At 56.4% G+C, this 24,542-nt stretch carries 27 protein-coding genes; 11 read left to right on the forward strand and 16 right to left on the reverse strand.

Features of this window, described 5'->3' with window-relative positions:
- Window positions 1-149: 149 nt before the first annotated feature.
- Both ribB and aroC read right to left on the reverse strand, forming a co-directional pair.
- A complete protein-coding gene (gene ribB / locus R2A130_RS10970) occupies window positions 150-1,298 on the reverse strand; it encodes a 3,4-dihydroxy-2-butanone-4-phosphate synthase (protein ID WP_009758120.1) in 1,149 nt (382 codons plus the stop codon).
- A 452-nt stretch (window positions 1,299-1,750) separates the two neighbouring features.
- Complete coding sequence (aroC, locus tag R2A130_RS10980) at window positions 1,751-2,836, reverse strand: chorismate synthase (RefSeq protein ID WP_009758121.1); 1,086 nt, start codon at window positions 2,834-2,836, stop codon at window positions 1,751-1,753.
- Window positions 2,837-2,967: 131 nt separating this feature from the next.
- Here aroC and pyrC point away from each other — a divergent pair, with 131 nt between their 5' ends.
- Window positions 2,968-4,011, forward strand: coding sequence for a dihydroorotase (gene pyrC / locus R2A130_RS10985; RefSeq protein ID WP_040305808.1), 1,044 nt, complete (start codon window positions 2,968-2,970; stop codon window positions 4,009-4,011).
- Entirely contained in the window at window positions 4,008-4,703 is a 696-nt protein-coding gene (locus R2A130_RS10990; protein ID WP_009758123.1) for an orotate phosphoribosyltransferase, read from the forward strand. Before pyrC ends, R2A130_RS10990 begins: the two co-directional genes overlap by 4 nt.
- On the opposite strand, the gene R2A130_RS10995 is transcribed toward R2A130_RS10990, so the two are convergent.
- The 10 genes from R2A130_RS10995 to R2A130_RS17610 all read right to left on the reverse strand — a co-directional run bounded on the left by R2A130_RS10995 (window position 4,700) and on the right by R2A130_RS17610 (window position 13,657).
- Window positions 4,700-5,578: a DMT family transporter gene (locus tag R2A130_RS10995; RefSeq protein WP_009758124.1), complete on the reverse strand. Its 879-nt coding sequence runs from the start codon at window positions 5,576-5,578 to the stop codon at window positions 4,700-4,702. The two genes, R2A130_RS10990 and R2A130_RS10995, sit on opposite strands and share 4 nt — an antisense overlap.
- A 117-nt stretch (window positions 5,579-5,695) precedes the next feature.
- Window positions 5,696-6,748 (reverse strand): nickel/cobalt transporter, encoded by a 1,053-nt coding sequence (locus tag R2A130_RS11000; RefSeq protein WP_050786121.1) that lies wholly within the window; start codon window positions 6,746-6,748, stop codon window positions 5,696-5,698.
- Complete coding sequence (locus tag R2A130_RS11005) at window positions 6,724-7,374, reverse strand: DUF1007 family protein (RefSeq protein ID WP_009758126.1); 651 nt, start codon at window positions 7,372-7,374, stop codon at window positions 6,724-6,726. The genes R2A130_RS11000 and R2A130_RS11005 overlap by 25 nt, the downstream gene beginning before the upstream one ends.
- A 99-nt stretch (window positions 7,375-7,473) precedes the next feature.
- Entirely contained in the window at window positions 7,474-8,100 is a 627-nt protein-coding gene (locus tag R2A130_RS11010; RefSeq protein WP_009758127.1) for a YitT family protein, read from the reverse strand.
- A gap of 95 nt (window positions 8,101-8,195) precedes the next feature.
- Window positions 8,196-9,347: a serine/threonine protein kinase gene (locus R2A130_RS11015; RefSeq protein WP_009758128.1), complete on the reverse strand. Its 1,152-nt coding sequence runs from the start codon at window positions 9,345-9,347 to the stop codon at window positions 8,196-8,198.
- 110 nt (window positions 9,348-9,457) lie between these two features.
- Window positions 9,458-10,045: a histidine phosphatase family protein gene (locus R2A130_RS11020; RefSeq protein WP_009758129.1), complete on the reverse strand. Its 588-nt coding sequence runs from the start codon at window positions 10,043-10,045 to the stop codon at window positions 9,458-9,460.
- A gap of 4 nt (window positions 10,046-10,049) precedes the next feature.
- Window positions 10,050-11,147, reverse strand: a complete 1,098-nt coding sequence (locus R2A130_RS11025) for a CNNM domain-containing protein (RefSeq protein ID WP_009758130.1) — start codon at window positions 11,145-11,147, stop codon at window positions 10,050-10,052.
- 138 nt (window positions 11,148-11,285) lie between these two features.
- Entirely contained in the window at window positions 11,286-12,104 is an 819-nt protein-coding gene (gene fabI / locus R2A130_RS11030; protein ID WP_009758131.1) for an enoyl-ACP reductase FabI, read from the reverse strand.
- A 109-nt stretch (window positions 12,105-12,213) separates the two neighbouring features.
- Complete coding sequence (locus tag R2A130_RS11035; RefSeq protein ID WP_009758132.1) at window positions 12,214-13,173, reverse strand: DnaJ C-terminal domain-containing protein; 960 nt, start codon at window positions 13,171-13,173, stop codon at window positions 12,214-12,216.
- Window positions 13,174-13,288: 115 nt separating this feature from the next.
- On the reverse strand, window positions 13,289-13,657 hold the full coding sequence (locus R2A130_RS17610; protein WP_198008701.1) for an RT0821/Lpp0805 family surface protein: 369 nt from the start codon (window positions 13,655-13,657) through the stop codon (window positions 13,289-13,291).
- A gap of 228 nt (window positions 13,658-13,885) precedes the next feature.
- Here R2A130_RS17610 and pdxH point away from each other — a divergent pair, with 228 nt between their 5' ends.
- Window positions 13,886-14,479 carry a pyridoxamine 5'-phosphate oxidase gene (gene pdxH / locus R2A130_RS11045; RefSeq protein WP_009758134.1) on the forward strand — a complete coding sequence of 198 codons (594 nt, stop codon included), beginning with the start codon at window positions 13,886-13,888 and terminating at the stop codon, window positions 14,477-14,479.
- Between the two features lie 12 nt (window positions 14,480-14,491).
- Here the strand turns inward: pdxH and R2A130_RS11050 are convergent, their stop codons facing one another.
- From R2A130_RS11050 to R2A130_RS11065, 4 genes are all read right to left on the reverse strand, one after another.
- Window positions 14,492-14,845 (reverse strand): Spx/MgsR family RNA polymerase-binding regulatory protein, encoded by a 354-nt coding sequence (locus R2A130_RS11050; protein WP_009758135.1) that lies wholly within the window; start codon window positions 14,843-14,845, stop codon window positions 14,492-14,494.
- The gene (locus R2A130_RS11055; protein ID WP_040305648.1) at window positions 14,842-15,576 is read right to left on the reverse strand and encodes an aldolase; all 735 of its coding nucleotides are present in this window, start codon (window positions 15,574-15,576) and stop codon (window positions 14,842-14,844) included. Before R2A130_RS11055 ends, R2A130_RS11050 begins: the two co-directional genes overlap by 4 nt.
- A gap of 62 nt (window positions 15,577-15,638) precedes the next feature.
- Window positions 15,639-17,051 carry a metalloprotease TldD gene (gene tldD, locus R2A130_RS11060; protein WP_009758137.1) on the reverse strand — a complete coding sequence of 471 codons (1,413 nt, stop codon included), beginning with the start codon at window positions 17,049-17,051 and terminating at the stop codon, window positions 15,639-15,641.
- A gap of 37 nt (window positions 17,052-17,088) precedes the next feature.
- Entirely contained in the window at window positions 17,089-17,556 is a 468-nt protein-coding gene (locus R2A130_RS11065) for an invasion associated locus B family protein (protein ID WP_050786143.1), read from the reverse strand.
- Window positions 17,557-17,947: 391 nt separating this feature from the next.
- Here R2A130_RS11065 and coxB point away from each other — a divergent pair, with 391 nt between their 5' ends.
- The 8 genes from coxB to R2A130_RS11105 all read left to right on the forward strand — a co-directional run bounded on the left by coxB (window position 17,948) and on the right by R2A130_RS11105 (window position 24,487).
- A complete protein-coding gene (gene coxB, locus R2A130_RS11070) occupies window positions 17,948-18,859 on the forward strand; it encodes a cytochrome c oxidase subunit II (protein WP_050786144.1) in 912 nt (303 codons plus the stop codon).
- Between the two features lie 41 nt (window positions 18,860-18,900).
- Window positions 18,901-20,502, forward strand: coding sequence for a cytochrome c oxidase subunit I (ctaD, locus tag R2A130_RS11075; protein WP_009758140.1), 1,602 nt, complete (start codon window positions 18,901-18,903; stop codon window positions 20,500-20,502).
- Between the two features lie 119 nt (window positions 20,503-20,621).
- Window positions 20,622-21,581: a heme o synthase gene (locus R2A130_RS11080; protein ID WP_009758141.1), complete on the forward strand. Its 960-nt coding sequence runs from the start codon at window positions 20,622-20,624 to the stop codon at window positions 21,579-21,581.
- Window positions 21,578-21,796 (forward strand): hypothetical protein, encoded by a 219-nt coding sequence (locus R2A130_RS11085; protein ID WP_009758142.1) that lies wholly within the window; start codon window positions 21,578-21,580, stop codon window positions 21,794-21,796. Before R2A130_RS11080 ends, R2A130_RS11085 begins: the two co-directional genes overlap by 4 nt.
- On the forward strand, window positions 21,796-22,377 hold the full coding sequence (locus tag R2A130_RS11090) for a cytochrome c oxidase assembly protein (RefSeq protein ID WP_009758143.1): 582 nt from the start codon (window positions 21,796-21,798) through the stop codon (window positions 22,375-22,377). Before R2A130_RS11085 ends, R2A130_RS11090 begins: the two co-directional genes overlap by 1 nt.
- 85 nt (window positions 22,378-22,462) lie before the next feature.
- Entirely contained in the window at window positions 22,463-23,329 is an 867-nt protein-coding gene (locus R2A130_RS11095; protein WP_009758144.1) for a cytochrome c oxidase subunit 3, read from the forward strand.
- Window positions 23,330-23,360: 31 nt separating this feature from the next.
- Window positions 23,361-23,765 (forward strand): DUF983 domain-containing protein, encoded by a 405-nt coding sequence (locus tag R2A130_RS11100; RefSeq protein WP_009758145.1) that lies wholly within the window; start codon window positions 23,361-23,363, stop codon window positions 23,763-23,765.
- Entirely contained in the window at window positions 23,765-24,487 is a 723-nt protein-coding gene (locus tag R2A130_RS11105) for an SURF1 family protein (protein WP_009758146.1), read from the forward strand. The genes R2A130_RS11100 and R2A130_RS11105 overlap by 1 nt, the downstream gene beginning before the upstream one ends.
- The last annotated feature ends 55 nt before the right edge of the window (window positions 24,488-24,542 follow it).

Consider the following 24,542-nt stretch of genomic DNA (forward strand, 5'->3'; position numbering starts at 1 on the left):
TTTAGCGTTCTCGATGTGGCAGCGTGTCAGCTGCAAGACCGGTTGATCAATTTGACCGCCACTCGGTACTTCAATTGCAACAGGCGTGGATACCCAGTCGCTTGCCCAAGCAGGATATGCGGCCAAGCAGGCGGCAACGACCAACCATCTCACGATGTAATCGTTTCCGAAATCTCGATACCGAACCCGCTCAGGCCGACATAGTGGCGCTCTTTCGATGACATCAGGCGGATCGACGTCACGCCAAGGTCGCGCAAAATCTGCGCGCCGAGACCGATTTCCAGCCACTCTTCCTGTCGGCTCTGCGCGGTGCCGTGGCCTTCAGCTTCATCGCCGAAAGCTGCCCCTTCTGTTCCGACGCGCGGCTCGTGACGCGATGATTCCTGCTCTCCGCGAATGCCTTGCGAGGCCACGCCGACGGAACCCTCGCGCAGATAGACCACGACGCCACGGCCTTCTTTGCCGATGGTTTCCAGGTGATCGTGCAGCGCGTTTGAGCCGCGGAAGGCGTCGTCCAACACGCTTTCCACATGCAGGCGCACCAGCACGTCGCGGCCATCACGAATGTCGCCGAAGACGACGGCCAACTGCTGCATAGGGTCGAAGGGCGTGGTGTAGGTGATGGCGCGGGCAGGGCCTGCTTCCGTCACGGTGTCGAACTCGTCCACCCGCTCCACCAAGCGGTCCTGCCGCTGGCGATATGCGATGAGGTCGGCGACGGTGACGGTCTTCAAGCCCTTTTCACCGGCGAACACTTCGATTTGTGGTCCGCGCATTACGGAGCCATCGTCATTCACCAGTTCGGAAATCACACCCACCGGCGGCAAGCCCGCTAGGCGGCACAGGTCCACGGCGGCTTCCGTATGGCCGGAGCGCATCAGCACCCCGCCTTCACGTGCCACCAGCGGGAAGATGTGGCCGGGGCGCACGAAGTCGCTTGCGCCTGCATTGGGGTTCGCCAACCCGCGCACGGTGGAGCAACGCTCCTCGGCAGAAATGCCGGTGGTCGTGTCGTGCTTGTAGTCCACCGACACGGTGAAGGCGGTGGAGTGGGGCGCGTCGTTTTCCGCCACCATGGGCGCAAGATTCAACCGCCGCGCCTCGCTTACGGGCATGGGCGCGCACACGATGCCGGACGTATGGCGAATGAACATCCCCATCTTCTCCGGCGTGCAATGAACCGCCGCCACGATCAAATCGCCCTCGTTCTCACGATCATCATCGTCCATGACGACGACGATTTCACCAGCCTCAAAAGCGCGGATCGCGTCCGCTACTCGTTCCATGTCTGTGGTCATGTGCAACAACTTCTAATGTTAGAAACAATGAGGTCGCCATAACCCCAAATCAGAGTGCCAAACAAAATGGCGATTAGGCTAGGCGTGTGAGATATCGGGATCGTTTGAATAATGTTCAACAACTTGCTGACTTTGTCGTCCAATCTTGCAACATCCGTGTACACAAGAGTTTTGTTACACCGAGCAGTTAAGTTTAAATTCGCTTGTGACTTTTGTTCATGCTCGAATTTTGTGATTTTAAAAAGCGCATCGATAGTGAAGAACTGAAATTCTCTTGCAGCGCCACCAAGCACGAGAATTGATCCGGAGCGTTGAAACCATGATGAGCAGAAATCTCCTGTCCAATCGAAGTACAGGCTGACTACCGAAATTAGAACTGCGAAAAATAGGCTGAACTTAAGTAGAAAAAGGCTAGCCTCCAAAAGTTGGCGTTTGAAAGTGAGGCGCAACATCTACCCATTTTGCCCCCGATGCCGCAGCATGTGATCGGCCAGCACACACGCCATCATCGCCTCACCAATCGGCACAGCGCGAATTCCAACACACGGGTCGTGGCGACCCTTAGTCATCACATCCACCTCGTTGCCGTCCTTGTCGATGCTCTGCCGCGTCGTCAGGATCGAGCTCGTTGGCTTCACCGCGAACCGCGCGACTACCGGTTGGCCCGATGAAATGCCGCCCAGCATTCCGCCCGATTTGTTGGACAGGAAGCGCGGCTGACCATCATTGCCCATGCGGATTTCGTCGGCATTTTCTTCGCCGGTGATCGCGGCGGCCTCGAAACCGTTGCCGATTTCCACGCCCTTCACGGCGTTGATCGACATGAAGGCCGAGGCGATATCCTGATCGAGTTTGCCATAAACCGGCGCGCCCCAACCAGCGGGCACACCTTCCGCCACAACCTCGATCACCGCACCAACGGAAGAACCCGCCTTGCGGATTTTGTCGAGATCAGACGCCCAAAGTTCCGCCGTTTCACGGTCGGGGCAGAAGAACGGATTGTCGTTCACCGCATCCCAATCCCAATTTTCGCGGTTCACCTTTCGCGGGCCGACCTGAACGAGCGCGGCGCGAATGGTGACACCATCCAAAACCTTGCGAGCAATCGCACCCGCCGCCACCCGCGCAGCGGTTTCGCGTGCGGATGATCGCCCACCACCGCGATAGTCGCGGATGCCGTATTTCGCGTCATAGGCGAAATCGGCGTGGCCGGGGCGGTAGCGGTTGGCGATGTCACCATAATCTTTCGAGCGCTGGTCGGTGTTTTCGATCATCATCGAAATCGGCGTGCCGGTGGTGAGCAACGTGCCATCTTCCTGCGGCATCACACCGGACAGGATTTTCACCGCGTCAGGCTCTTTGCGTTGCGTCGTGTATTTGCTCTGCCCCGGTTTGCGCTTGTCCAGCCAGTGCTGAATTTCAGCTTCCGAAATTTCCACGCGCGGCGGACAGCCGTCCACAACGCAACCCAATGCAGGTCCGTGGCTTTCGCCCCAGGTGGTGAACCGGAAAAGATGGCCGAAGCTGTTGTGAGACATGGGTGCGCGCCGGTGGCGGAATGAGTTTTGCCCGTTCTATGGCGCAGCTTTGTTGTGGTCAAACAATCCATACGGTGCATAAGCGCACGGCCCGCTTTGCGCTTGCCGTTCGCTTCGCTAAACCGTGCCTCATGAACAGCATTACCATTCCCCGCCCCGACGATTGGCACCTGCATTTGCGCGATGGCGCGATGCTGGAAGGTGTCATCGCCGACAGCGCCCGTCACTTTGCCCGCGCCATCATCATGCCCAATCTCGTGCCGCCTGTGGTGACGGGCGACCAAGCCGCCGCTTATCGCGACCGCATTCTGGCAGCATTACCGGAAGGCATGGCGTTCGAGCCGCTGATGACGCTCTACCTTACCGAAACCACTGACCCTGATGATGTGGCCGCCGCCGTGAACAGCGGCTTGGTGAAAGCGCTGAAACTCTACCCCGCCGGTGCCACCACGAACTCCGATTCCGGCGTGCGTGATTTCGACAAGGTCGTGCCGGTGCTGGAGCGCATGGCCGAACTCGGCACGCCGCTCTGCGTCCATGGCGAGGTGACCGATAGCGACATCGATATTTTCGACCGTGAGGCCGTGTTCATCGATCGCGTGCTGGACCCGCTGCGCCGCAAGGTGCCTGGCCTGCGCGTGGTGATGGAGCATATCACCACAAGCGACGGCGTGGCCTATGCGCGGTCCGGCGGGCCGGACCTCGGCGCGACGATTACGACGCATCACCTCATCATCAACCGCAACCACATCCTCGTGGGCGGAATCAAACCGCATTACTATTGCCTGCCCGTCGCCAAGCGTGAGGAACATCGCCTCGCGCTGGTGGATGCTGCGACTTCCGGTGAGCCGACCTTTTTCCTCGGCACCGACAGCGCCCCGCACCCGACGGACCTGAAGGAAAACGCCTGCGGGTGCGCCGGTTGCTACACCAGCCCCAACACGATGAGCCTGCTGGCCCATGTGTTCGAGGCCGAAAACGCGCTGGACCAACTGGCGATTTTCGCCAGCCAGAACGGCCCCGCCTTTTATCGCCTGCCGGTGAACGACGACGTGCTGCGCCTCACCAAACGCGATGCGCCTGTGGCTTTTCCCGCCACACGCGAAACCGGCGCCGGGCCGGTGACCTTGTTCGACCCCGGCTTCGATCTTTTCTGGGAAGTGGAAACCACATGACCTTTGCCAACTCTTTTCCCGACCGCGAAACCATCGCCGAACTCACCGCCAAGATGTTGTGGGAAATCGGTGCGGTGCATTTTCGCGCAGACGAGCCCTACACTTTCACGTCCGGTCTCAAGAGCCCGGTCTATATCGATTGCCGCAAGCTCATTTCCTATCCGCGCATCCGCTCCGCCGTGTCGGATTTCGGCTGCGCCACGGTTATGCGCGATGCTGGTTTTGAAAAATACGATGTGGTGGCGGGCGGCGAAACGGCAGGCATTCCCTACGCCGCCTTCATCGCCGAACGCCTCAACCTACCGATGATCTATATCCGCAAGAAGCCCAAAGGCTTTGGCCGCAACGCTCGCATCGAGGGTGACCTGAAAGAAGGCCAGCGCGTGCTCTTCGTCGAAGACCTCACCACCGATGGCGGCTCCAAGATCGGCTTCGCAGACGCCATCCGCGAAGCCGGCGCACAAGTCACGGACACCTTCAGCGTCTTCTACTACGACATCTTCAAAGACGCCCCCGAAACGCTACGCGCCCACGGCATGGAACTGCATTACCTGACCACATGGCCAGACGTGCTGAAGGTGGCGCGGGCCGAAGCGCTGTTCGACGCCGAGACGCTGGATGCAGTGGAAGAGTTTTTAGGCGCACCGTATGAGTGGAGCGCGAAGCATGGTGGGATTAGTGAGCGGGGCTAGTCCGCACGGTCGCGCTGCGCCAATTTTTTTCGACGCGAAGCCACCACCACACCACCCGCAATCAACACCGAAGCCATCACGAATCGCAACGTCAGTGGTTCGCCCAGCATCACCATTCCGCCTACCATCGCGAGCGCTGGCACTGTCAGTTGGGCGACGGCTGCGGTGATGGTCTCCAGTTTGGGAAGCACGGTGTACCATAGGGCGTAGCCTAAGCCGGAGGTGATCGCGCCGGAGGCGACCGCAAGCACAATGCCCGTCGTGGTTATCGCGGTGCTGTCTGCGAAGGTTAGCGCGACGATTGCCACGAGCGGTACGGCCCAGAGGAAATTGGTTTGGGTTTGGCGCAAGGGGTCGGTGGCCGTGCGGCCTATCAGTGAATAAATGCCCCAGCCGATGGCTGCCGCTCCCATCAATAGCGCGCCGCCAAGGTTTGGGGCGCTGCCTTCACCGCCAATTGGTGCGAGCAACAGCACCACGCCGCCGAAGGCCAACGCCGCGCCGAACCAGCGGGCGCGGGTGATCGTTTCGCGCTTCACCAAGGCTCCGGCAAACATCGTCACCTGCACCCCGCCAAACAATATCAGCGCGCCGATTCCGGTGGGCAGGGTGACGTAGGCGTAGGAGAACCCCAGCAGGTAGGTGGCCAAGGCCAGCACGGACTTCGGGTCGATGGGGGAGGGCGCGCGCTCTTTCTTTGCTCGAAGCGCGACCAGCATCAAAAGCACCGCAGCGCCGGAAACCACGCGTAGAACCGCAAAATTTGCAGGCCCTATTTCACCGTCAGCAAGTGCCAGCCGGTTGAGAATAGAATTGCCCGCAAAGGCCACCATGGTGAGCGCGGTGAGAAACAGCAAGCGGGCTGGCAGCGGCATGAAAGTTGTCCGAACAGGCAATAGAATTACCTATCACGTGCGGGAGAAATGTCCGGTCACAATTGCTTGCAGTGGAACGGGTGCTTGCTGCGGAGTGGCTGCTTGCTGTGCAGCGGGTTAGAGACCCATCGAGCGTGCGGGAGCCGGTGCAAACGAAGCTGCCAACAGGCCATAGCCCATAATCATCAGCAGAACGCCGCCGCCCAGCGTAATGACCCCACTTGCCATGGCTGCTGTGTTGCCGGTCGCGCCGGACAGTTTCAGAGCAAAGGACCGTGCGTTGACGGCGAGTAAGGCCAGCGCAGTTACTGTAATCGCGGTTCCCGCAGACATAGCCATCACCGCAATCGCGCCGATCCATGTGATGTCTGAAAAGCGCGCAAAGGCCAGCACCAGCACCGCGCCGGTGCATGGGCGCATACCGATAGAAAGAACGATACCAGCCATCGTGCGCCAGTCAGTCGCCGCATCCACCTGTTCCGCTGTTGGCGCATGGGCGTGGCCGCAGGATGAGCAGACCTCATCATGGGCATGATTGTGCCCATGTGAATGAGAGTGGCTATGATCGTGATCGTGCTTCGCGTGAGAATGATCATGGTGGTGATGTTCATGATGATCGTGAGCCGGTTTTGCCCGCATCGCCCACAGCGCTTTCGCGCCACGCCAAGCCAGCGCGATGCCCACCAATGTAAGCAGACCAAACGCGATACGTTCGCTCCAAGCCACCGCGAATTTCGTATCCCGCGCCGCAACGTCAAAGATGAAAAACAGGCCATAGACCAAGGCGATGGCCACAAGCCCCTGAACCATCGACGACGCGATAGCGAGCCAGATGCTGCGGCCAATCTTCTCTGGCTGGCTGAGCAGATAGGTGGACAGAATGACTTTGCCGTGGCCCGGCCCCGCAGCGTGGAAAACGCCGTAGAGAAAACTACCGCTGATGATCGCCATACCAGTCGCCCAACCGGCTTTATCGGCAAAGGCTGAAACTGATTGCGTGAGTGCTGTGTGGAATTCGCGCTGAGTGGTGAAAATCCAGCTCAACGCGGCGGTATATGCATCACTGAACAGTCCAAACGTGAGCCAAACAAGCAGCGCAACAAACGGCAGGCCCAGAAACCCGACCCAACCACGATATTCACGTATCAGCTGCATTTGATCGTCACCCATTCTGCAAAAGCTGCGCCAAGTTCATCGCCACCGGATTCGTCGCGACCTAGAGAGCTGGCAAATGCTTCGATGTCGTCGCTCGGATCAGCACCGGCAATATCGCTGGTGCAACCGTCTGACGTTCCGGCCAATGATACCGCATCGTCACCTTCAACATGGTTCATGGCGATGAAAAATTGCTCGTCATAAATAGCATAGCGCAAAGGTTTCACAGAAACATCGAGCGCCTTTTTGAACGGAACGTCGAACACCAGAGTCACCTGTCGATTGTCGAAGCTGCTGCTGACCGGAATGGCCTTGTCTAACTCGGGCAGCGTGCTTTTCTCGTCAAATTTGGTGAAATAATCGATCTCGGCGATGTTGTTCAGCACGTCAGCCAGAAGCGCATCGGATTCGCTTTGCTCTACTTCGCGGTTGCCGTTTTCATCGAACGGTTCCAGCGCGTAGGCGGAGAAAAATTCATCAAATGTCCAGTTGTAGCGCATGCCGACCATGCGCCCAGCCTTATCGAAGGCGACCTGAATTTTCATTGTGACGAATTCGTGCGGGTGCGAAATCGCTGTGCTCATGGGTGTGGCGGCGACGGCACTAGCCAGCAGCAGCGTTGCAAAACAACGACGAAACATGACGCCCGATCCCAGTCTGCGCGTTTTCAAATCACACCTGTGAAGACGACAACACAATGGCGAAAGCTAGGCGTTGCGCAAGTCTTTCGCATTTGACTTTTATCGCGCGATGTAACGGTCTTCGCGATGATTGACCGCCAGCACCAAGTTCAAAATGACTGCACTGAGGACGGAAAGAGCGACAAGCCAAAGCTCCGTCACCCAAAGCGCGCTTGCCAGGATGCAAAGATCAATCGCCATTTGCACCCACCCGGCGCGCCAACGGAACTTGTCTTGGAGGTAGAGCGCCAGAATGCCTACGCCGCCCAAGCTAGCGCGATGACGAAACATTGCAAGCAACCCAAGCCCCAACAGAAGCCCTGCAACAACTGCGCCCCAAAGCGGGTTTATCGTATCGAATTGAAGCACAAGCGGCTGATAGCGAATGATAATTGTAAGCGCTGCCACCGCTGCAAAGGTTTTTAGCGTGAAAGCCCAACCCATTCGTAAGATAGCCAGAAGGTAGAAGGGAAGATTTATGAGAAAGAACGCGGTGCCGACGCCTATGCCGGTTGCATAGTGGGCCAACAGCGCCATGCCAGCGACACCGCCTGTCACCATGCCTAGCTTCGCATAGATCGCTAGCGCAAGACCGACCAAGACGACGCCGACAGCCATGCCGAAAGCGTCTTCCCACGGCGCGTGGTTACTGGCTGTCGATTTCCACTGGCCGAAGGACTGGGGCATACGGGCGATCTCGTGAAAACCAGATTCTTTATGATTTCACGACCATGCGCCAGCAGTGCTGACGCATGGCAGGCCTGCGTAGAGAAGAGGTGTAGTCAGCCCTTCGGGAAGTAGTCCGTCAGATCACCGTCACGGAATACGTCTGTAGTTGCGCAATGTAGGGCCCCGCCGAAGGCGTAGGCATCGCGGAAGGGGATCGGCAAAACTTCCAGGCCCATCTTGTCGAACTGCTCCATCTGGTTGATCTCGGATGCTTCGCAGCAGACGGTTTTTTCATCCACCATCAGAACATTCATCGACAGCCAAACGGACGAGTAGCAGAGCGATGGTGGCTGGTTGTGGGCAGGGCGTGCAGCATCGACGATTTCCCAGTCGTTGCGGTGGAAGAATTCGCGCTGATCGTCCGGCAAACGACGTTCCGGGTTGTTGATGATGAGGCCGGGCCGGATCGGCGTGAAGGTAGCGTCGATATGGATGGGGTAGGGGTCGCCGGGGAAATTCACGGCGGTGACACGGTGGTCCGGATAATGACGACGCAGCCAGTCGATGCCCTTCAGGTTGGTCGTGAAACCGTGCTGGACGATGAGATCCTTGCCGAAGCGCAGCACGTCTGCGGCATCGAACATCGGTTCTTCTTCTGTGGTGACGAAGAATTTTTCTGCAGTCCATTCCAACCGTTTCTCATCGCCAATCGTGTCAGCGAGATAGTCCATCCGGTAACTGGCGTCTGTCATGCGTGGCTTGGGTGCAGATGTGTGACGGAACGCAGGATCGTCCTCAAAATATTTCTGCAGCAACGGGCGGTAGCACAGGTATTCAAAGAAACGTGCGCGATAGCTCATCGTCGCTTCCAGCATTTCCTTGCCGACTGTCAAAATGACATCGCGGGGCGGCATACAGCCGAAGCTGGACGGGTTATCCCAATCCGGCGTCGACACCGGCTGAGAGAAATCCATCGGTGTAGGGCGGTCGACACGAACGCCTCGGGACTGCAGAATCTTCGCAAAATTATCGAGTTGTTCGTTGGCCTTGTCGACGGTTTCCTGCGTGCGTGGCCCCCACTGGCCTTTCATGTCTGAGTCTTCCGGCACCTTGGCATCCAGCGCAGGCTCTGAAGGCGGAATCATGCATCCGTCTGCAACGCCCACAATAACGTGCTTCAGTGGCGACCATTCATCCCATGATTTTACGATTGCTGGCTCATCACCGCCGAGGTTCGGGGCGGGGGTGGAAAACGTATCAGTCATGGCAGGTGCAACCGGTGATGGGACTCATTATGCGCTATAGCGGGGCGCAATATGACTTGCGACCGTTTGCGACACTGAATGTCGTAAGTCATGAAGTTAGCGGCCAGAGCCTAGAGCCAGACACCGCCATCTTTGCTGGTCCACTTCCATATACGGTCCTGTGGAACTTCCAAGTGCGCCGCATCTTCATGTTTCGTGCCGTTCAGCATGCGCTCTAGCACCCGAAGAATACCACCGTGGCACACCACAACCGTGTCCTCTTCGATGTAGCGCCACCAGCTCTCAACGCGGGCTTCCAGCCGTTCATAGCTTTCACCCAACGGTGGTGCGTAGCTCCATTTTTGGTCTTCGCGGGCTGCGACTGCATCAGCGTGGTCGACCTCAAGTTCCTTGAACGTGTACGTCTCCCACAGGCCGAACGAAATCTCTTTAATCCGGTCGTCGGTGTCGTAAGAATGAACGGGCAAGCCTAGTTCGCGGCGAACGATATTCATCGTCTCGCGGGTACGGCCCAAGGGGCTTGCGACGTAGCGATAGGCAGTCGGGTCGCCCAATATTTCCTTCAAACGCTGGCCATTGGCTGCAGCCTGCTTACGACCTGTCGCATTAATCGGAATGTCCTGCTGTCCTTGCAGGCGGTAGGCAGCGTTCCAGTCCGTCTGACCGTGACGCATGAAATAGACTGTGGGTGATGCCATGAAATCAGCTTCCGGTAATTTTGGGAGATGCAGGCCTCGGTTTTCCGGCTGACGCTTCATCGACTGCAAGACCCAGGCGCTTTGCACGATCACGCGCTTGCTGACGCGCCAGCACTTGCATGTCGGCAGTGTCGTCGGCTTCGTCGACTATCTCGAGACCGAGCAGCGTCTCCACCACATCTTCCATGGTCGCAACGCCGTCCATACCGCCATATTCGTCGGTGATGATGGCGATGTGAGCGCTTTCCTCAAGAAGGGTTGCGAAAAACTCTTCGAGAGACGTTTTCTCGGACACGCGCAATGCATCTCGTTTGAGTGTGCTAACGGGAACGTTCGTTTCTTTGCGTAGTGCAGCGGCCAGAATATCATTCTTGAGAACGATGCCGGTAACGTTGTCGATGGAGCCTTCGTAGATAGGCAAACGCGAAAAGCGCATTTGATCCATATCTTTGATCACGTCGCCCACCGTCGTAGTTTCATCAAGGGCATGAACCACCGTACGGGGTGTCATTACATCTTCGACGGTGACGGTATGGAACCGCAATAGGTTGCGGACTATCCGGCTGTGCTGCTCGCCCAACACGCCTTGCTGACGACCAACATCTGCGAGCGCTGCGATCTCTTCGCGGGTTACTGCGCCCTTAGGCTTACCACCGGAAATGAGCTTGGAGAGAAATTTGGACACCCATACCAGTGGGTAAAGCACCCAAATTAGTGGTGGCAAAACTCGGGTGACAAACGGCACGAGGCTTTTCCAATAGGTGGCACCTAGTGTCTTGGGAATGATCTCGGATGCGAACAGGATGATCAGCGTAAGCACGATGGAGAATATCGTCAGCGATGCATCACCAAACACTTTTGCAGCCTGCGCGCCCGCGCCAGCGGCGCCAATAGTATGAGCAATTGTATTGAGCGTCAGAATTGCTGCGAGCGGTCGATCAATATCGTCCCGCAGCGCCTGCATTTTTTTGCCGAGGACTGGGTCCTTTTCCTTCAACGCACCCAGATATGACGGCGAAACCGACAGCAAAACTGCTTCAAGGATCGAACATAGGAACGAGGCGAGGACCGCGATGGAGATGTAGACGACGAGAAGGGTCACGAGCGGTTTCCAGATGTATTTGTGGATGTAGCTCTAGAGGAAAGACACCGGCGGGCGCAAACGTTCCGCTTTGGCTGCTCCAGCTAACTATATACAAATAGCAATGTTGCGGAGAGCCCGCCCGAAATTCGGTTGATGTTAGTCTTTGTGAACCGTGATATCCGGTGCATCAACGGCTTTCATGCCAACGGTGTGGTAACCGGAATCAACGTGATGAATTTCGCCCGTTACTGCTGTGGACAAATCCGAGAGCAGGTAGAGCGCGGAGCCACCAACTTCTTCAATCGTCACCGTACGCTTCAACGGCGCGTTGTATTCGTTCCACTTTAGAATGTAGCGGAAGTCGCCGATGCCGGAGGCGGCAAGCGTTTTGATTGGGCCAGCAGAGATCGCGTTCACACGGATGTTCTGGTTGCCGAGATCGACAGCGAGATAGCGTACAGAAGCTTCCAGAGCCGCTTTCGCTACGCCCATAACATTGTAATGCGGCATAACTTTTTCAGCGCCGTAATACGTCATGGTCAGCAACGAGCCGCCATCTTTCATCAGCTTTTCAGCGCGTTGCGCGATGGCCGTGAAGGAATAGACGGAGATATCCATCGTGCGGTTGAAGTTGGCGGATGATGTGTCGACGTAGCGGCCCACAAGTTCGTTCTTGTCGGAAAAGCCGATGGCGTGAACCACAAAATCCATTTTGCCCCATTCGTTTTCGATGCGCTCGAAAACGGCGTCGATGGATGCAGGGTCAGACACATCGCAATCGCCGAATACAGTTCCACCCAGTTGATCGGCCAACGGCTCGACACGCTTTTTTAGCGCGTCACCCTGGTAGGTAAAGCCCAACTGTGCGCCATGTTCGGACAACACCTTGGCCACGCCCCATGCGATGGAGCGGTTGTTGGCGAGGCCCATGATGAGGCCGCGTTTCCCGGCCATCAATCCTGCTGTGGTGGTCATTTAGGCTGTCCTTGAAGTTCGCGCGCAAAAACTGCCCATGCGCGCTGGTGTAGCTGCTATTGCACACCGCCATGGGCGCTTCAAGCGAGGGGGGCAGACACCAAATATATCAGCCTGTCTCGTCAAGTGTTTCCGCGCGCTGGCGCATGAGGTCGAGCAGCGCCTCATCCTTCTCGCCAAGATCGACTTCAAGCGTGGCCAGAATATCGCCCGGTTTGCCGTCACGACCCGGTAGGCCTTTGCCGCGAACCCGGAACACCGCACCGCTGTTTGACCACTCAGGCACTGTCAGGGCAATGGCACCGCCAAGTGTCGGCACGCGAACGCGACCGCCAAGTGCTGCTGTTTCCAGAGCGATTGGCACGGTCACGCGCAGGTTTTTGCCTTCACGGCGAAATTCTGATTGGTCCACCGCCGAGCTATCGCTGATGTTCAGGGTAATAAGAACATCGCCGCGTCCGGCGGGGCCTTCTTTGCCCTGGCCTTTGAGACGAACAATTTGCCCGTTTTCCGGTTCTGGCGGAATGGTAACATTTACAGTGCGGTCTGCATCCAAGCGCACGGGCGCTTTGCCAGCGGCCAAATCTTTCAGCCCGACCGTAAGTTTGATTTTCCGGTCTTCGCCTTTGGATGGTCCTGCTTGTGGTCCACGTCCAACGCCACCTCCCATACCACCAGTCGGGCCTGCGCCGCCGAACGGGCTTCCGCCACCGCCCATGCCGCCAAACATTTGCGACAAAATATCTTCAGCGCCTGAAAACCCGCCACCTGCTCCGCGAGGGCCAGCACCGCGCTGACCGCCACCAAAGGGGCTTCCGCCGCCGAACGGGTTTCCTGTGAAACGCTCTTTGCCTTCAGCATCGATTTCGCCGGCATCGAACTGCGCACGTTTCTTTTTATCACCGACGATTTCGTAAGCGTTGCTCACCTCACCAAAGCGGGCTTTGGCGGAGGCATCGTCTTTGTTCTGATCGGGGTGATACTTCTTGGCGAGCTTCCGGAAGGCAGATTTAATTTCCTTCTCGTCGGCTGACTTGGGTACACCCAGAACCTGATAGGGGTCGCGCATGCCGCGTCTCCTTTATGCAATGGATGGAATGCTTGTTGGGATATAGGGGCTGCACCCCACTTATTAAAAGGGTGGTGGTGCGATTCATCGCGATTTATCGATGAAGTAGCTTCAGCTAGTCCGCTGGTTTGAACCAGGTCAGGAGCCAGCGGTCTTCGCGCACCTTGCAAGTTTCACCGTTGTACAACGCAACACCCATGAACGAATTCACAGATGTTTTGAAGCCACGGCAGATCTGCCCGTGCTTACCCTTGAAGCTGTCGATGGACAAAACGGTGCCAGTTGATCCGGTTTCAGGGTTGGACCAATTCAGCGCCATTTGTTGCCGTGGGGTCGGTACAGTCGTCACCACATCGGTGATGACCCTCGCATCGGTGCCGTCTACACCTTCCGGTTTTGTCTGCTCGTTCACCGCATTGGTTACGAGATCTTCGCCAGACGTAACTTCGGGCAATGAATTACCGTTGATGGCGCAACCGGACACCAGAATCGCGAACGTGACAGCGGATGCGGCATTTCGGAAGGTTGCAACATATGGAATGCATGCGCTGGCCGTGCCACAGCAGGGGCTGAAATGAGCTGTGCCCAACCTTTCCGACAACGCCGTACCTCCATCCGAGGATCGGCGCCGGTAGGGCGCTCTCGGATTTTACGCAATAAGTGCGCCATTGTGCGCTCGCAGCGGTAAACGAACCGTCAAGGATAATCACAGATGGACTTCACGACCCGAACTGACCCGTTGCCGCTGTTTGACGAATGGCTGAATGAAGCTGTCGAAAGCGAGCCAAACGATCCAAACGCCATGGCGGTCGCCACTGTAGATGAGGCGGGAATGCCCAATGTTCGCATGGTGTTGCTCAAGGGGCATGATGAGCGTGGCTTCGTCTTCTACACCAATTTTGAGGGCAAGAAGGGTGGCGAAGTGTTGGCCAGCCGCAAGGCTGGTCTGCTGTTTCACTGGAAGTCCCGCAGACGTCAGATTCGCATTCGTGGGCCCGTGGAAATCGTTTCCGACGCTGAAGCCGACGCTTACTACAATTCGCGGCACCCCCAGAGCCGTCTTGGCGCATGGGCATCGGACCAGTCACGCCCGCTGGCTAACCGACAAACCTTGGTGGACAAGCTTGCTGAAACCGAGGCGAAATACGGAACCGAGAACATTCCGCGTCCGCCGCACTGGAGCGGATTTCGTGTAATGCCGGAAACCATCGAATTCTGGCAGGACGGCGACCACCGATTGCACGACCGGGTCGTATTCACTCGAGAGGAAGATGGCTGGAGCTTGCCGGAACGGTTGTACCCTTAAATCCCTTAGGTATCAGCCGAAGCGTTTTGCCAAATCGTTCTGAATCACTTTGTCGAAGCCGAACAACACCTCATCATCGACGAGAAACACCGGACGTTTCATAAGCGTTGGATGCAGTAGGATGAGGTCTATCGCTTTCTCATTGTCCAAATCCGTTTTCTGGTCGTCATCAAGCTTGCGCCATGTGGTGCTGCGCTTGTTGACGGCCTTTTCCCAACCGGCGGTCGTCACGACATGCCGGACGATGCTTTCGGGCAGTCCATCACGCCGGATATCGTGGTTTTCAACTTCAAACCCGTTGTCGGACAGAAAACCAAGCGCCTTGCGGCAGGCGTCACAAGCTTTGAGAGTCAGTATTTTCATCATGCGACCAGCCGCTTGAGCGCTTCAAAGTGCTTTTCCGCATAGACCGCAAAATCTGCACGGAATTGCTGTGCGGTCAGTTCGACCACGTCGTCGGGGATTAATTTCAACGGCTTGCCGGTTGATTGTGCCAGGATCTGCTGCTTGGCAGCGCGTTCTAGATAGTACAGATCATCGAATGCCTGCGCCACGGTTTCGCCGTTGCAGACGACGCCGTGGTTGGCGAGAAACAGCGTGTCGATCTGCGGATCGTCCCGCGTTACGCCAGCTAGTCTGTCGCCTTCTTCTTCTGTCGAACCCAGACCACCGAAATGGTCTTCATAGGCAATGCGCCCGTGGAAGCGGCATGCTGTCTGATGAGCCATTTCCAGGCGTCCGCCGTCCAGCATCGAAATCGCTGTCGCATTGGGGCAATGGACGTGAAAAACCGCCTTGTGACGTGGGTTGGCGCGGTGCGCGGATACGTGGATGAAGCGCGCCGTAGCTTCAACTTCGCCTTCACCGTCCAAAACCGTGCCGTCACCGTCGATCAACATCAACCGCTCCGGCGTAACTTCGGACCAGTGCCAGCCGTAGGCGTTGATGAGATAGAGTTCGTCAGGCCCATCGCAGCGCACGGAGAAGTGGTTGCAGATGCCTTCATGCAGTTCGAAGTAAGCCGCCGCGCGGATCGCGGACGCGAGATCATCGCGGTCGCGGGCTATCGATTGTAGGTGGTCGGATTTGGTCAGCATATTTTTCGCCCCCGATGTTGTGCCGTGACTTTGCGCTGTGCGCATCTGCTACGCAAGGATGGTTAGCCCGCGTCGGTACCACCGATTGTGATGTCATCCATGCGGCAGTGCGGCTGGCCCACGCCCACCGGCACGCCTTGGCCCTGCTTGCCGCACATGCCGATGCCCGTATCGAGCGACATGTCGTTACCGAGCATCCGAACCCGCTTCATGTCTGCGGGCCCGTTACCGATCATCATCGCGCCTTTGAGCGGTTCGCCCACTTTACCGTCACGAATACGATAGGCTTCCGTGCAACCGAAGACATATTTGCCGGACGTGATGTCCACCTGGCCGCCGCCGAATGACACGGCATAAACGCCGTCTTTAACCGACGATATGATCTCTTCCGGCGTGTAGTCCCCGCCCATCATCACCGTGTTGGTCATGCGAGGCATCGGAGCGTGGGCGTAGGACTGCCGACGACCGTTTCCGGTGGCCTCCATGCCCATCAACCGCGCGTTCTGGCGGTCCTGCATGTAGCCGACCAACACGCCGTCTTCGATCAATGTGGTGCGATTGGTTGGTGTGCCTTCATCGTCGATCGTCAGCGATCCACGCCGCTCGGACACTGTTCCATCATCAACCACGGTCACGCCCTTGGCCGCCACGTGTTCGCCCATAAGGCCAGCGAATGCTGATGTGCCTTTGCGATTGAAATCGCCTTCCAGCCCGTGGCCCACAGCTTCGTGCAACATGACGCCGGGCCAGCCATTGCCGAGCACCACATCAAATGTTCCGGCAGGCGCAGGCACGGCTTCCAGATTGACCCGCGCCTGACGCACAGCCTCATCCACAGCATGTTTCCATACATCCGGCGTGATGATGCGCTCAAACGAATGACGCCCGCCAATACCGTGAGAACCTGTTTCCTGCTGGTCACCGTTTCGGCAAACCGCGCTAATGCTCAACCGCACCAAAGGGCGAATGTCAGTGGCCAACCGTCCGTCAGCCCTCAGAATAGCAACGTTCTGCCACGATCCCGTCAGCGATACAGAAACCTGATGCACATCGTCGCCAAGGCCGCGTGCGTAGGCGTCGATCTCTTCTAATAGTCTTGCTTTGGTTTCGAAGCTTGGCTCGATCAGAGGATTGGCCGCTTCATAAAGCGATGTGTTCGTGGCACGGGGTGGCTCGGCCAGTTCGCCGCTATAACCGTTTCCAACTGCGCGAACGGCTTGGCCTGCTCGTTCCAGTGCTGCCCGCGATAGATCGCCTGCGTGGGCGTAGCCGGATGCTTCGCCAAAAACGCTGCGTAGTCCAAAACCTTGCCGTGTGTCGTAGGATGCCGATTTCAGTTTTCCGTCGTCGAAAACGAGGCTCTCAGATTGGGTGGCCTCTACGAAAAGCTCACCGTCATCTGCGCCTGACAATGTGGCACTGAGAATTCGTTCGAGGGTAGGGCGGTCGCAGTCGAATTGGTCGAGAAGAGACATCGTGTGCTTTCGTTGGCGGCTGCGTAGGTTTGTCGAGTTATGGAAGTTTGACGAAACCGTCTTTGAAACCGGTCAGGTCAACCGGAATGCCGATGCCTTCTTCAGGAGTGGCAAAGATAATGAATGTTGCCGTAGCACCGATCTGCATCTGACCGAGCAGCTCGTCTTGAAGAATCACCTCTGCGTAGCAACCATCAGACATGCATCGTACGAAGTTGGCGCGACCGAGATCCTTGCCGTCGATATTTAGGCCCAAACCGTTGGGAAGAATAACGCCAAGAGGTGCAAGGACGCGAAGAATGCGCGCTTTGTTATCTGCAGTTTTCAACACAACAACCGAAAGCCCGACTTCAGGGCGGTCATCGGCCACAACATTCTGCATCAGTGCACATTGTTCCGATGAGGCTCCCGGAGGCGTGTCACATATGATGGTCCAAGCGCCGAACTTGGTTCCCTCTTCGCTAGTGGACTGAGCTGAGGCTGCGGAATGAATTCCGGTGACCATAAGCAGTGCGAATAACGCCAGGGAGAAACTACGGATTGGAAAAAATGACATGTAAAAACGACGAATCATAGGGAACCTCAGACGACGAACGGTGCAACAGCTGCGGGGCAAAGCAAAGCCGCTCCAACGTGATGTTGATAGCGTGTGTCTTCTGCCCTAGCGCCAAACTGATGGAAAATACGGCGGAAGCGGGGAGAAGACTATAAGAAGTGGTATTTTGCGCCTAAAGTTGCGCCTCTAATGGCGGCCATGACGCACCCGTGAAGCTTGCGGGGCTTAAGCTGTTGTGATTGAAACGCAGGAACGCCGGTTTTGATTAGAGAGCCTGGACCGGCCACAGCATATGATCCGGAGAGAATGGATGAAGCATCCGATGAAAACGCTCGTTCGCATGGCAGGGGCAGCAACTGCCTCAGCAGCGACAGCTTTGGCGTTGTCGACACCTGCATGGGCCGACAAGCCTGTGGACTGGCAGATATGGCACCAGACGGCTGCATCGCCGGGCATGGAGGCTATTGTCTGGTTCGACTGGTACACACTCGCCTTCATCGTGCCGATTACGCTCTTCGTCATGGCCTTGCTAGGCTACGTGATGTGGAAATTCCGCGCCAGCGCCAACCCTGTGCCGTCGCAGACAACCCATAATACGGCTATCGAAGTCGTTTGGACGTTGGCTCCTGTTGCCATTCTGGTGGCGATCGCCATTCCATCCTTCCAGTTGCTTACAGCGCAGTTCAACCCGCCAAAAGAGCCGGGGATTACGATCAAGACCACAGGTTATCAGTGGTACTGGGGTATCGAGTACCAAACCGGTGAAGATGGTGCCGCAGCGATCACCTATGACATGCGCCCAATCGGCTCCGACGAAATTGCCGGTTCTGCCGAGGCAGCTATGGCCGAGCGTGTTGCGCTCGGCAAAGAGGATGAAGAGGCTTACCCAACGCTTCTTGCCGTCGACAATGAAATCGTTGTTCCGGTCGGTGAAGTTGTCCGTGTTCTCGTCACCGCAGGTGATGTGATCCACAACTTCGCAATGCCTGCCTTTGGTCTGAAAATGGACGGTTATCCCGGGCGTTTGAACGAGACATTCTTCCAGCCCACCAAAGAAGGCCTCTACTACGGCCAGTGCTCGGAACTCTGCGGCAAGTACCACGCCTACATGCCAATCGGCATTCGCGTGGTTTCCCAAGCAGACTATGACACCTGGGCCGCAGCCGCCGCTGGTGGTGACGTCGAAGGTGCCAACAAGGCCCTGATGGCAACCCTGAACGCAAAAAAGAAGGTCGACGTCGCCTCCAACTAAGGCGCGTAACGATCCAAGGAATTTAAGAGAGAGAATACGACATGGCTTATGCAGCGACCCATGACGATCACGGGGAACACAAACCGTCCTTCTTCAAGCGTTGGTTCTATTCGACCAACCATAAGGACATCGGCACACTTTATCTGATCTTCGCGATCTTCTCGGGTATCTACGGCGGATTCCTGTCCGTCATGATGCGTTGGGAGCTTCAGGAGCCGGGCCTGCAGGTCTTCTCCGACCCGCATGTCTATAACGTGTTCACCACGTCGCATGGTCTCATTATGATCTTCTTCATGGTGATGCCCGCTTTGATCGGTGGCTTTGCTAACTGGATGATCCCGATCATGATCGGCGCGCCGGACATGGCATTCCCACGCATGAACAACATCTCGTTCTGGCTGCTGCCGCCTGCGTTGTTGCTGCTCACCATTTCTCTCTTCATGCCATCCGCGCCCGGTTCTGTAGGTGCCGGTAATGGTTGGACAATCTATCCGCCGCTTTCGACAACCGGTTCGCCCGGCCCGTCGATGGATTTCGCGATCCTTGCGCTTCACGTCGCTGGTGCCTCGTCGATCCTCGGTGCTATCAACTTCATTACAACGATCTTCAATATGCGCGCTCCCGGCATGACGCTGCACAAGATGCCACTCTTCGCCTGGTCCGTGTTGATCACCGCCTTCTTGCTTCTCCTATCGCTGCCTGTTCTGGCTGGTGCCATCACGATGCTGCTTACGGATCGTAACTTCGGTACGGCCTTCTTCACGGCAGAATACGGTGGGGACCCTATCCTCTTCCAGCACCTGTTCTGGTTCTTCGGTCACCCTGAAGTTTACATTCTGATCTTGCCCGGTTTCGGCATCGTCAGCCACATCGTGTCGACCTTCTCGAAGAAGCCGATCTTTGGCTACATCGGCATGGCCTATGCCATGGTTGCGATTGGTGCGGTGGGCTTCATCGTGTGGGCTCACCACATGTACACAGTCGGTCTATCGCTGAACACGCAGCGCTACTTCGTTTTCGCCACAATGGTGATTGCGGTACCGACGGGTGTGAAAATCTTCTCATGGATTGCAACGATGTGGGGCGGGTCTATCACCTTCCGCACACCGATGCTCTGGGCCATCGGCTTCATCTTCCTGTTCACCGTTGGCGGTGTGACAGGCGTGCAGTTGGCCAACGCCGGTCTCGACCGCGCATTCCACGATACATACTATGTGGTTGCCCACTTCCACTATGTGCTGTCGCTGGGCGCCGTGTTCGCGATTTTCGCAGCCTGGTATTACTGGTTCCCGAAAATGTTCGGCTACATGTACAACTCGTTCATCGCCAAACTTCATTTCTGGACCACGTTCATCGGTGTGAACATCATCTTCTTCCCGCAGCACTTCCTCGGTCTTGCAGGTATGGCCCGTCGCCACGTCGATTACCCACCAGCATTTGCCGGTTGGAACTATGTGTCGTCGCTAGGCTCCTACCTGTCGGCCATCGCTGTGCTGATCTTCCTCTACGGCATCATCGAAGCGTTCATGAAAAAGCGTGTTGCTGGTGACAATCCTTGGGGTGAGGGTGCAACGACACTCGAGTGGCAGCTGTCTTCGCCTCCACCATACCACCAGTGGGAACAGCTGCCCCGCGTGCGCTGATCCTGCAGCGGCAGAAACTCTGCCGCGTCTGACTGAAAAAGAAGCCCGCGGATGGTTCCACCGAACTGTCTGCGGGCTTCTTAATATAAACCCTGACGAACCAATTTGTGAGCTGACCAATGAGCGTTGATACCGCCGACACACAACCGGCCCTTTACGGAGACGATATCTCGTCTGCGATGCCGTCGGACTATATCGCGCTGATGAAGCCGCGCGTGATGCGCCTCGTTGTGTTCACCGCGCTGTGCGGAATGCTGGCAGCGCCCGGTTCAATCGATCCGGTTCTGTCCATAATTGCCATCATTTGCATCGCAGTGGGCGCGGGGGCGTCCGGCGCACTCAATATGTGGTACGACGCCGATATCGACGCGATTATGTCTCGCACAACAAAGCGTCCTATCCCTGCTGGTAATGTAACGCCGGAAGAAGCGCGGAATTTTGGTCTGATCCTGTCTATCATTTCCGTTCTTGTACTCGGCATGTTGGTCAACTGGATTTCGGCTGCGATCCTAGCCTTCACGATTTTCTTCTACGCCGTCATTTACACCATGTGGCTGAAACGCTCGACGCCGCAAAACATCGTTATCGGTGGTGCTGCCGGCGCTTTTCCACCCATGCTGGGTTGGGCGACCGTTTCTGGTGATCTTGCTTGGGGTGGCGTCGTTCTTTTCGCAATCATCTTCATCTGGACGCCTCCGCATTTTTGGGCGCTGGCGCTTTGGAAAATGCGGGACTACGACGACGCTCATGTGCCGATGATGCCGAATGCGGTCGGTGAAGCTTCCACGCGTAACCAGATGCTCGCTTATTCCGCGGTGCTGCTTCCAATCACCATACTGCCTGCCGTCATGGGCTTTGCCGGTATCGCTTTCGGCGTCGTTGCTGTAGGCTTGTCGGGCTATTTCCTTTGGCTCACTTACAAGGTCTGGAAGATCGCTGGCGCTGATGAAAAGCTGCGCGCTGAAAAGCACCTCTTCGGCTACTCAATTGCCTATCTCTTTGCACTTTTCGCCGCACTTGCGGTTGATGCCATAGTCTGGCGCGCTACAGGCGACTATATATTGGGAACGCTAATATGAGTGTTGATGATCCTCTGAAGGAAGACCCACAGACAATGCACATGCCACTGGAAACCGTTCAGCTTACAGAGCGTCAGATGAAGGCGCGCCGCATGCGGTCTGTTGCCATCGCACTCTGCCTGCTTGGTTTGGTTGGCGCATTCTACGCTGCAACAGTTGTGAAGTTCGGCCCGAAGATTTTGGATCGCCCGATGTATATCGAGCGGACGAACTGATGCAGAAGATAACAGGAACTGCAAAAACCGTACTTGCTTGCTCCGCAATGGCGGTTGGCATGTTGGGCATGTCCTATGCAGCAGTCCCGCTATACGAACTGTTCTGTCAGGTCACCGGCTACGCGGGCACCACCCAGCGTGCTGAAAACACAGACGGTCCCGTTTTGGATCGTACGATCACGGTTCGCTTTGATTCCAATACCGACCAGAATCTAAACTGGGAATTCAAACCCAAGCAGCGCTCGGTCTCGGTTAAGGTCGGTGAGAAATCGACAATTTTTTATCAAGCCAAGAATATTGGCTCAGTCCGCAGCCAGGGAACCGCTACGTTCAACGTTTCGCCGGGCGTTGCTGGCGTCTATTTCAACAAGATCGAGTGCTTCTGCTTTACCGAACAGCAGCTGGCATCTGGCGAATCCATTGACATGCCCGTCTTGTTTTTCATCGATCCTGAGATCGTAAACGATCCACTTTTGAAAGATTTACCCACCATTACGCTATCGTACACCTTCTTTGATGATGGTGACCCCAGCGATGAAACTGCGTCTGTTGAGAAAGCCGACGAAAAAACTCCTGGCTAGACCAAAGACCATGCGATTTTTCGTGGCAAAGTGGATTGTTTTTTCGCTATAAGGACGACAGACGGAGCCAATACGAGACCGCACCATGGCCGACGCACAAAGCAAAAATCACGACTACCACATTTTGGAACCCAGCCCTTGGCCGCTTATCGGTTCGATAGGTGCTTTCGTCATGGCCATTGGTGGTGTCGTTTGGATGCAGTCGCTCAAGGGCGCTGAATCGACCATGGGCATGAGTGGCCCTTGGGTCTTCGTGATCGGTTTGTTGATCGTTCTCTACACTATGTACGCATGGTGGTCGGATACGATCACTGAAGCCAATGCTGGCGATCACACGCCGGTTGTTTCGATGCATCTGCGTTATGGCATGATCATGTTTATCGCATCGGAAGTCATGTTCTTCGTGGCATGGTTCTGGGCATTCTTTGACGCTTCACTGTTTTACGATGAAGCGATCCAGGTTGGACGCACTGCATATACCGGTGGCCAGTGGCCTCCTGCTGGCATCAACGTGTTGGACCCACTGCACCTACCGCTTTTCAACACCATTACGCTGCTTCTTTCCGGCACGACGGTCACTTGGGCGCACCACGCGCTTTTGGAAGGCGACCGTAAGGGGCTCATTTGGGGGCTGGCGCTTACTGTGGGCTTGGGCTTCATCTTCGCTATTGTCCAAGGCATCGAATACGCGGTTGCACCATTTTCGTTCTCCGACAGCCTCTACGGCGCGACTTTCTTCATGGCGACCGGCTTCCACGGGTTCCACGTCATCATCGGCGTCATTTTCCTTGCTGTCTGTTTGGTACGTGCGATGAACGGTGCCTTCACTCCGAAGCAGCATTTTGGCTTCGAGGCTGCCGCCTGGTACTGGCACTTCGTGGACGTAGTTTGGCTGTTCCTCTTCGTTGCGGTTTACATCTGGGCCAGCGCTGGCGCGACAATCGCACATTGAATGATGGCCCGATGATCGAACATCATCTGGCATGGAGTGGGCGGCCCTTGGGTCGCCCTTTTCATTCGTGATTACGTATCCAGAGCAGGACCCGGTCTCTACAGGCGTGAAGGGCAGATGCCCGCGTTGCGGGGAGGGGAACCTTTTCGATGGCCTTCTGACCGTCAAATCCGAATGCACGGCTTGCCGGTTGGACTACGATTTTGAGGATTCGGGTGATGGTCCAACGGTTTTCATCATCATGGGCCTTGGCTTCCTAGTTTTAGGTGCAGCGCTCTTTGTTGAGTTGAACTATGGACCACCTGTCTGGGTCCATATCGTAGCTTGGCCCATTATGATTGTTGCACTTGGCTTACCGGCATTGCGTGTTGTGAAAGGCATTCTCATTGCGCTCACCTACCAGCATCGCCACAAGAAAAAACAGGATGATTCTTAATGAGGCTAAGCACGATCATCCTGCTTGTTTGCATCGCACTGGGTACTGCCTTTTTGATGAGCCTTGGCTTCTGGCAGCTCAACAGGTTGGACCAGAAGGAAGCCATGATCGCCCGCGTTCAGGCCAATATCGAAGGTGAACCGCAAACTGTTCAGGAAATTGATGCGCTTATAGCGGCTGGCACGGATATTGAGTATCGGCCCGCTGCCGCCACAGGCATTTTCGATCATGATGCAGAGGCCCATTATTACGCTACCCACAAAGGCCGGTCTGGCTATTTTGTGTTCACGCCATTGGTGCAGGACAGCGGAAAAGCCATCATGGTCAACCGTGGGTTTGTTCCGCTGGAGTTGAAGTTCGCTGAAAGTCGCTCGGATGGGCAGATCAATGGAACGGTGACCATTACTGGTCCTGCGCGCTCTGCGCCGCCTGAGAAACCAAATGCGGCAGTGCCAAACAACGATCTCGAGAACAATATTTTCTATTGGAAATCGCTGTCGCAGATGGTGTCGATCGGTGGTAAACTAGAGCGATCCTATGAGCGGTTCTTTTTAGATGCTGATGCAACGCGGAACGTCGGCGGCCTGCCCGTTGGTGGCGTTACCCGAGTAAGCTTTCCCAACAACCACCTGCAATACGCCTTCACATGGTTTGGCTTGGCTGGTGCATTGATCGCAGTTGGTGGTTTTTTCCTTTTCAGCCGTTGGAGGGGTACGTCCTGATCTGGTCAAGACCGGGTCCTCCCGCTACCTTACCCAAAGACGCATCTTCAGTTGG

The organism is Ahrensia sp. R2A130 (assembly GCF_000179775.1).
In the GTDB taxonomy this organism is placed as follows: domain Bacteria; phylum Pseudomonadota; class Alphaproteobacteria; order Rhizobiales; family Rhizobiaceae; genus Pseudahrensia.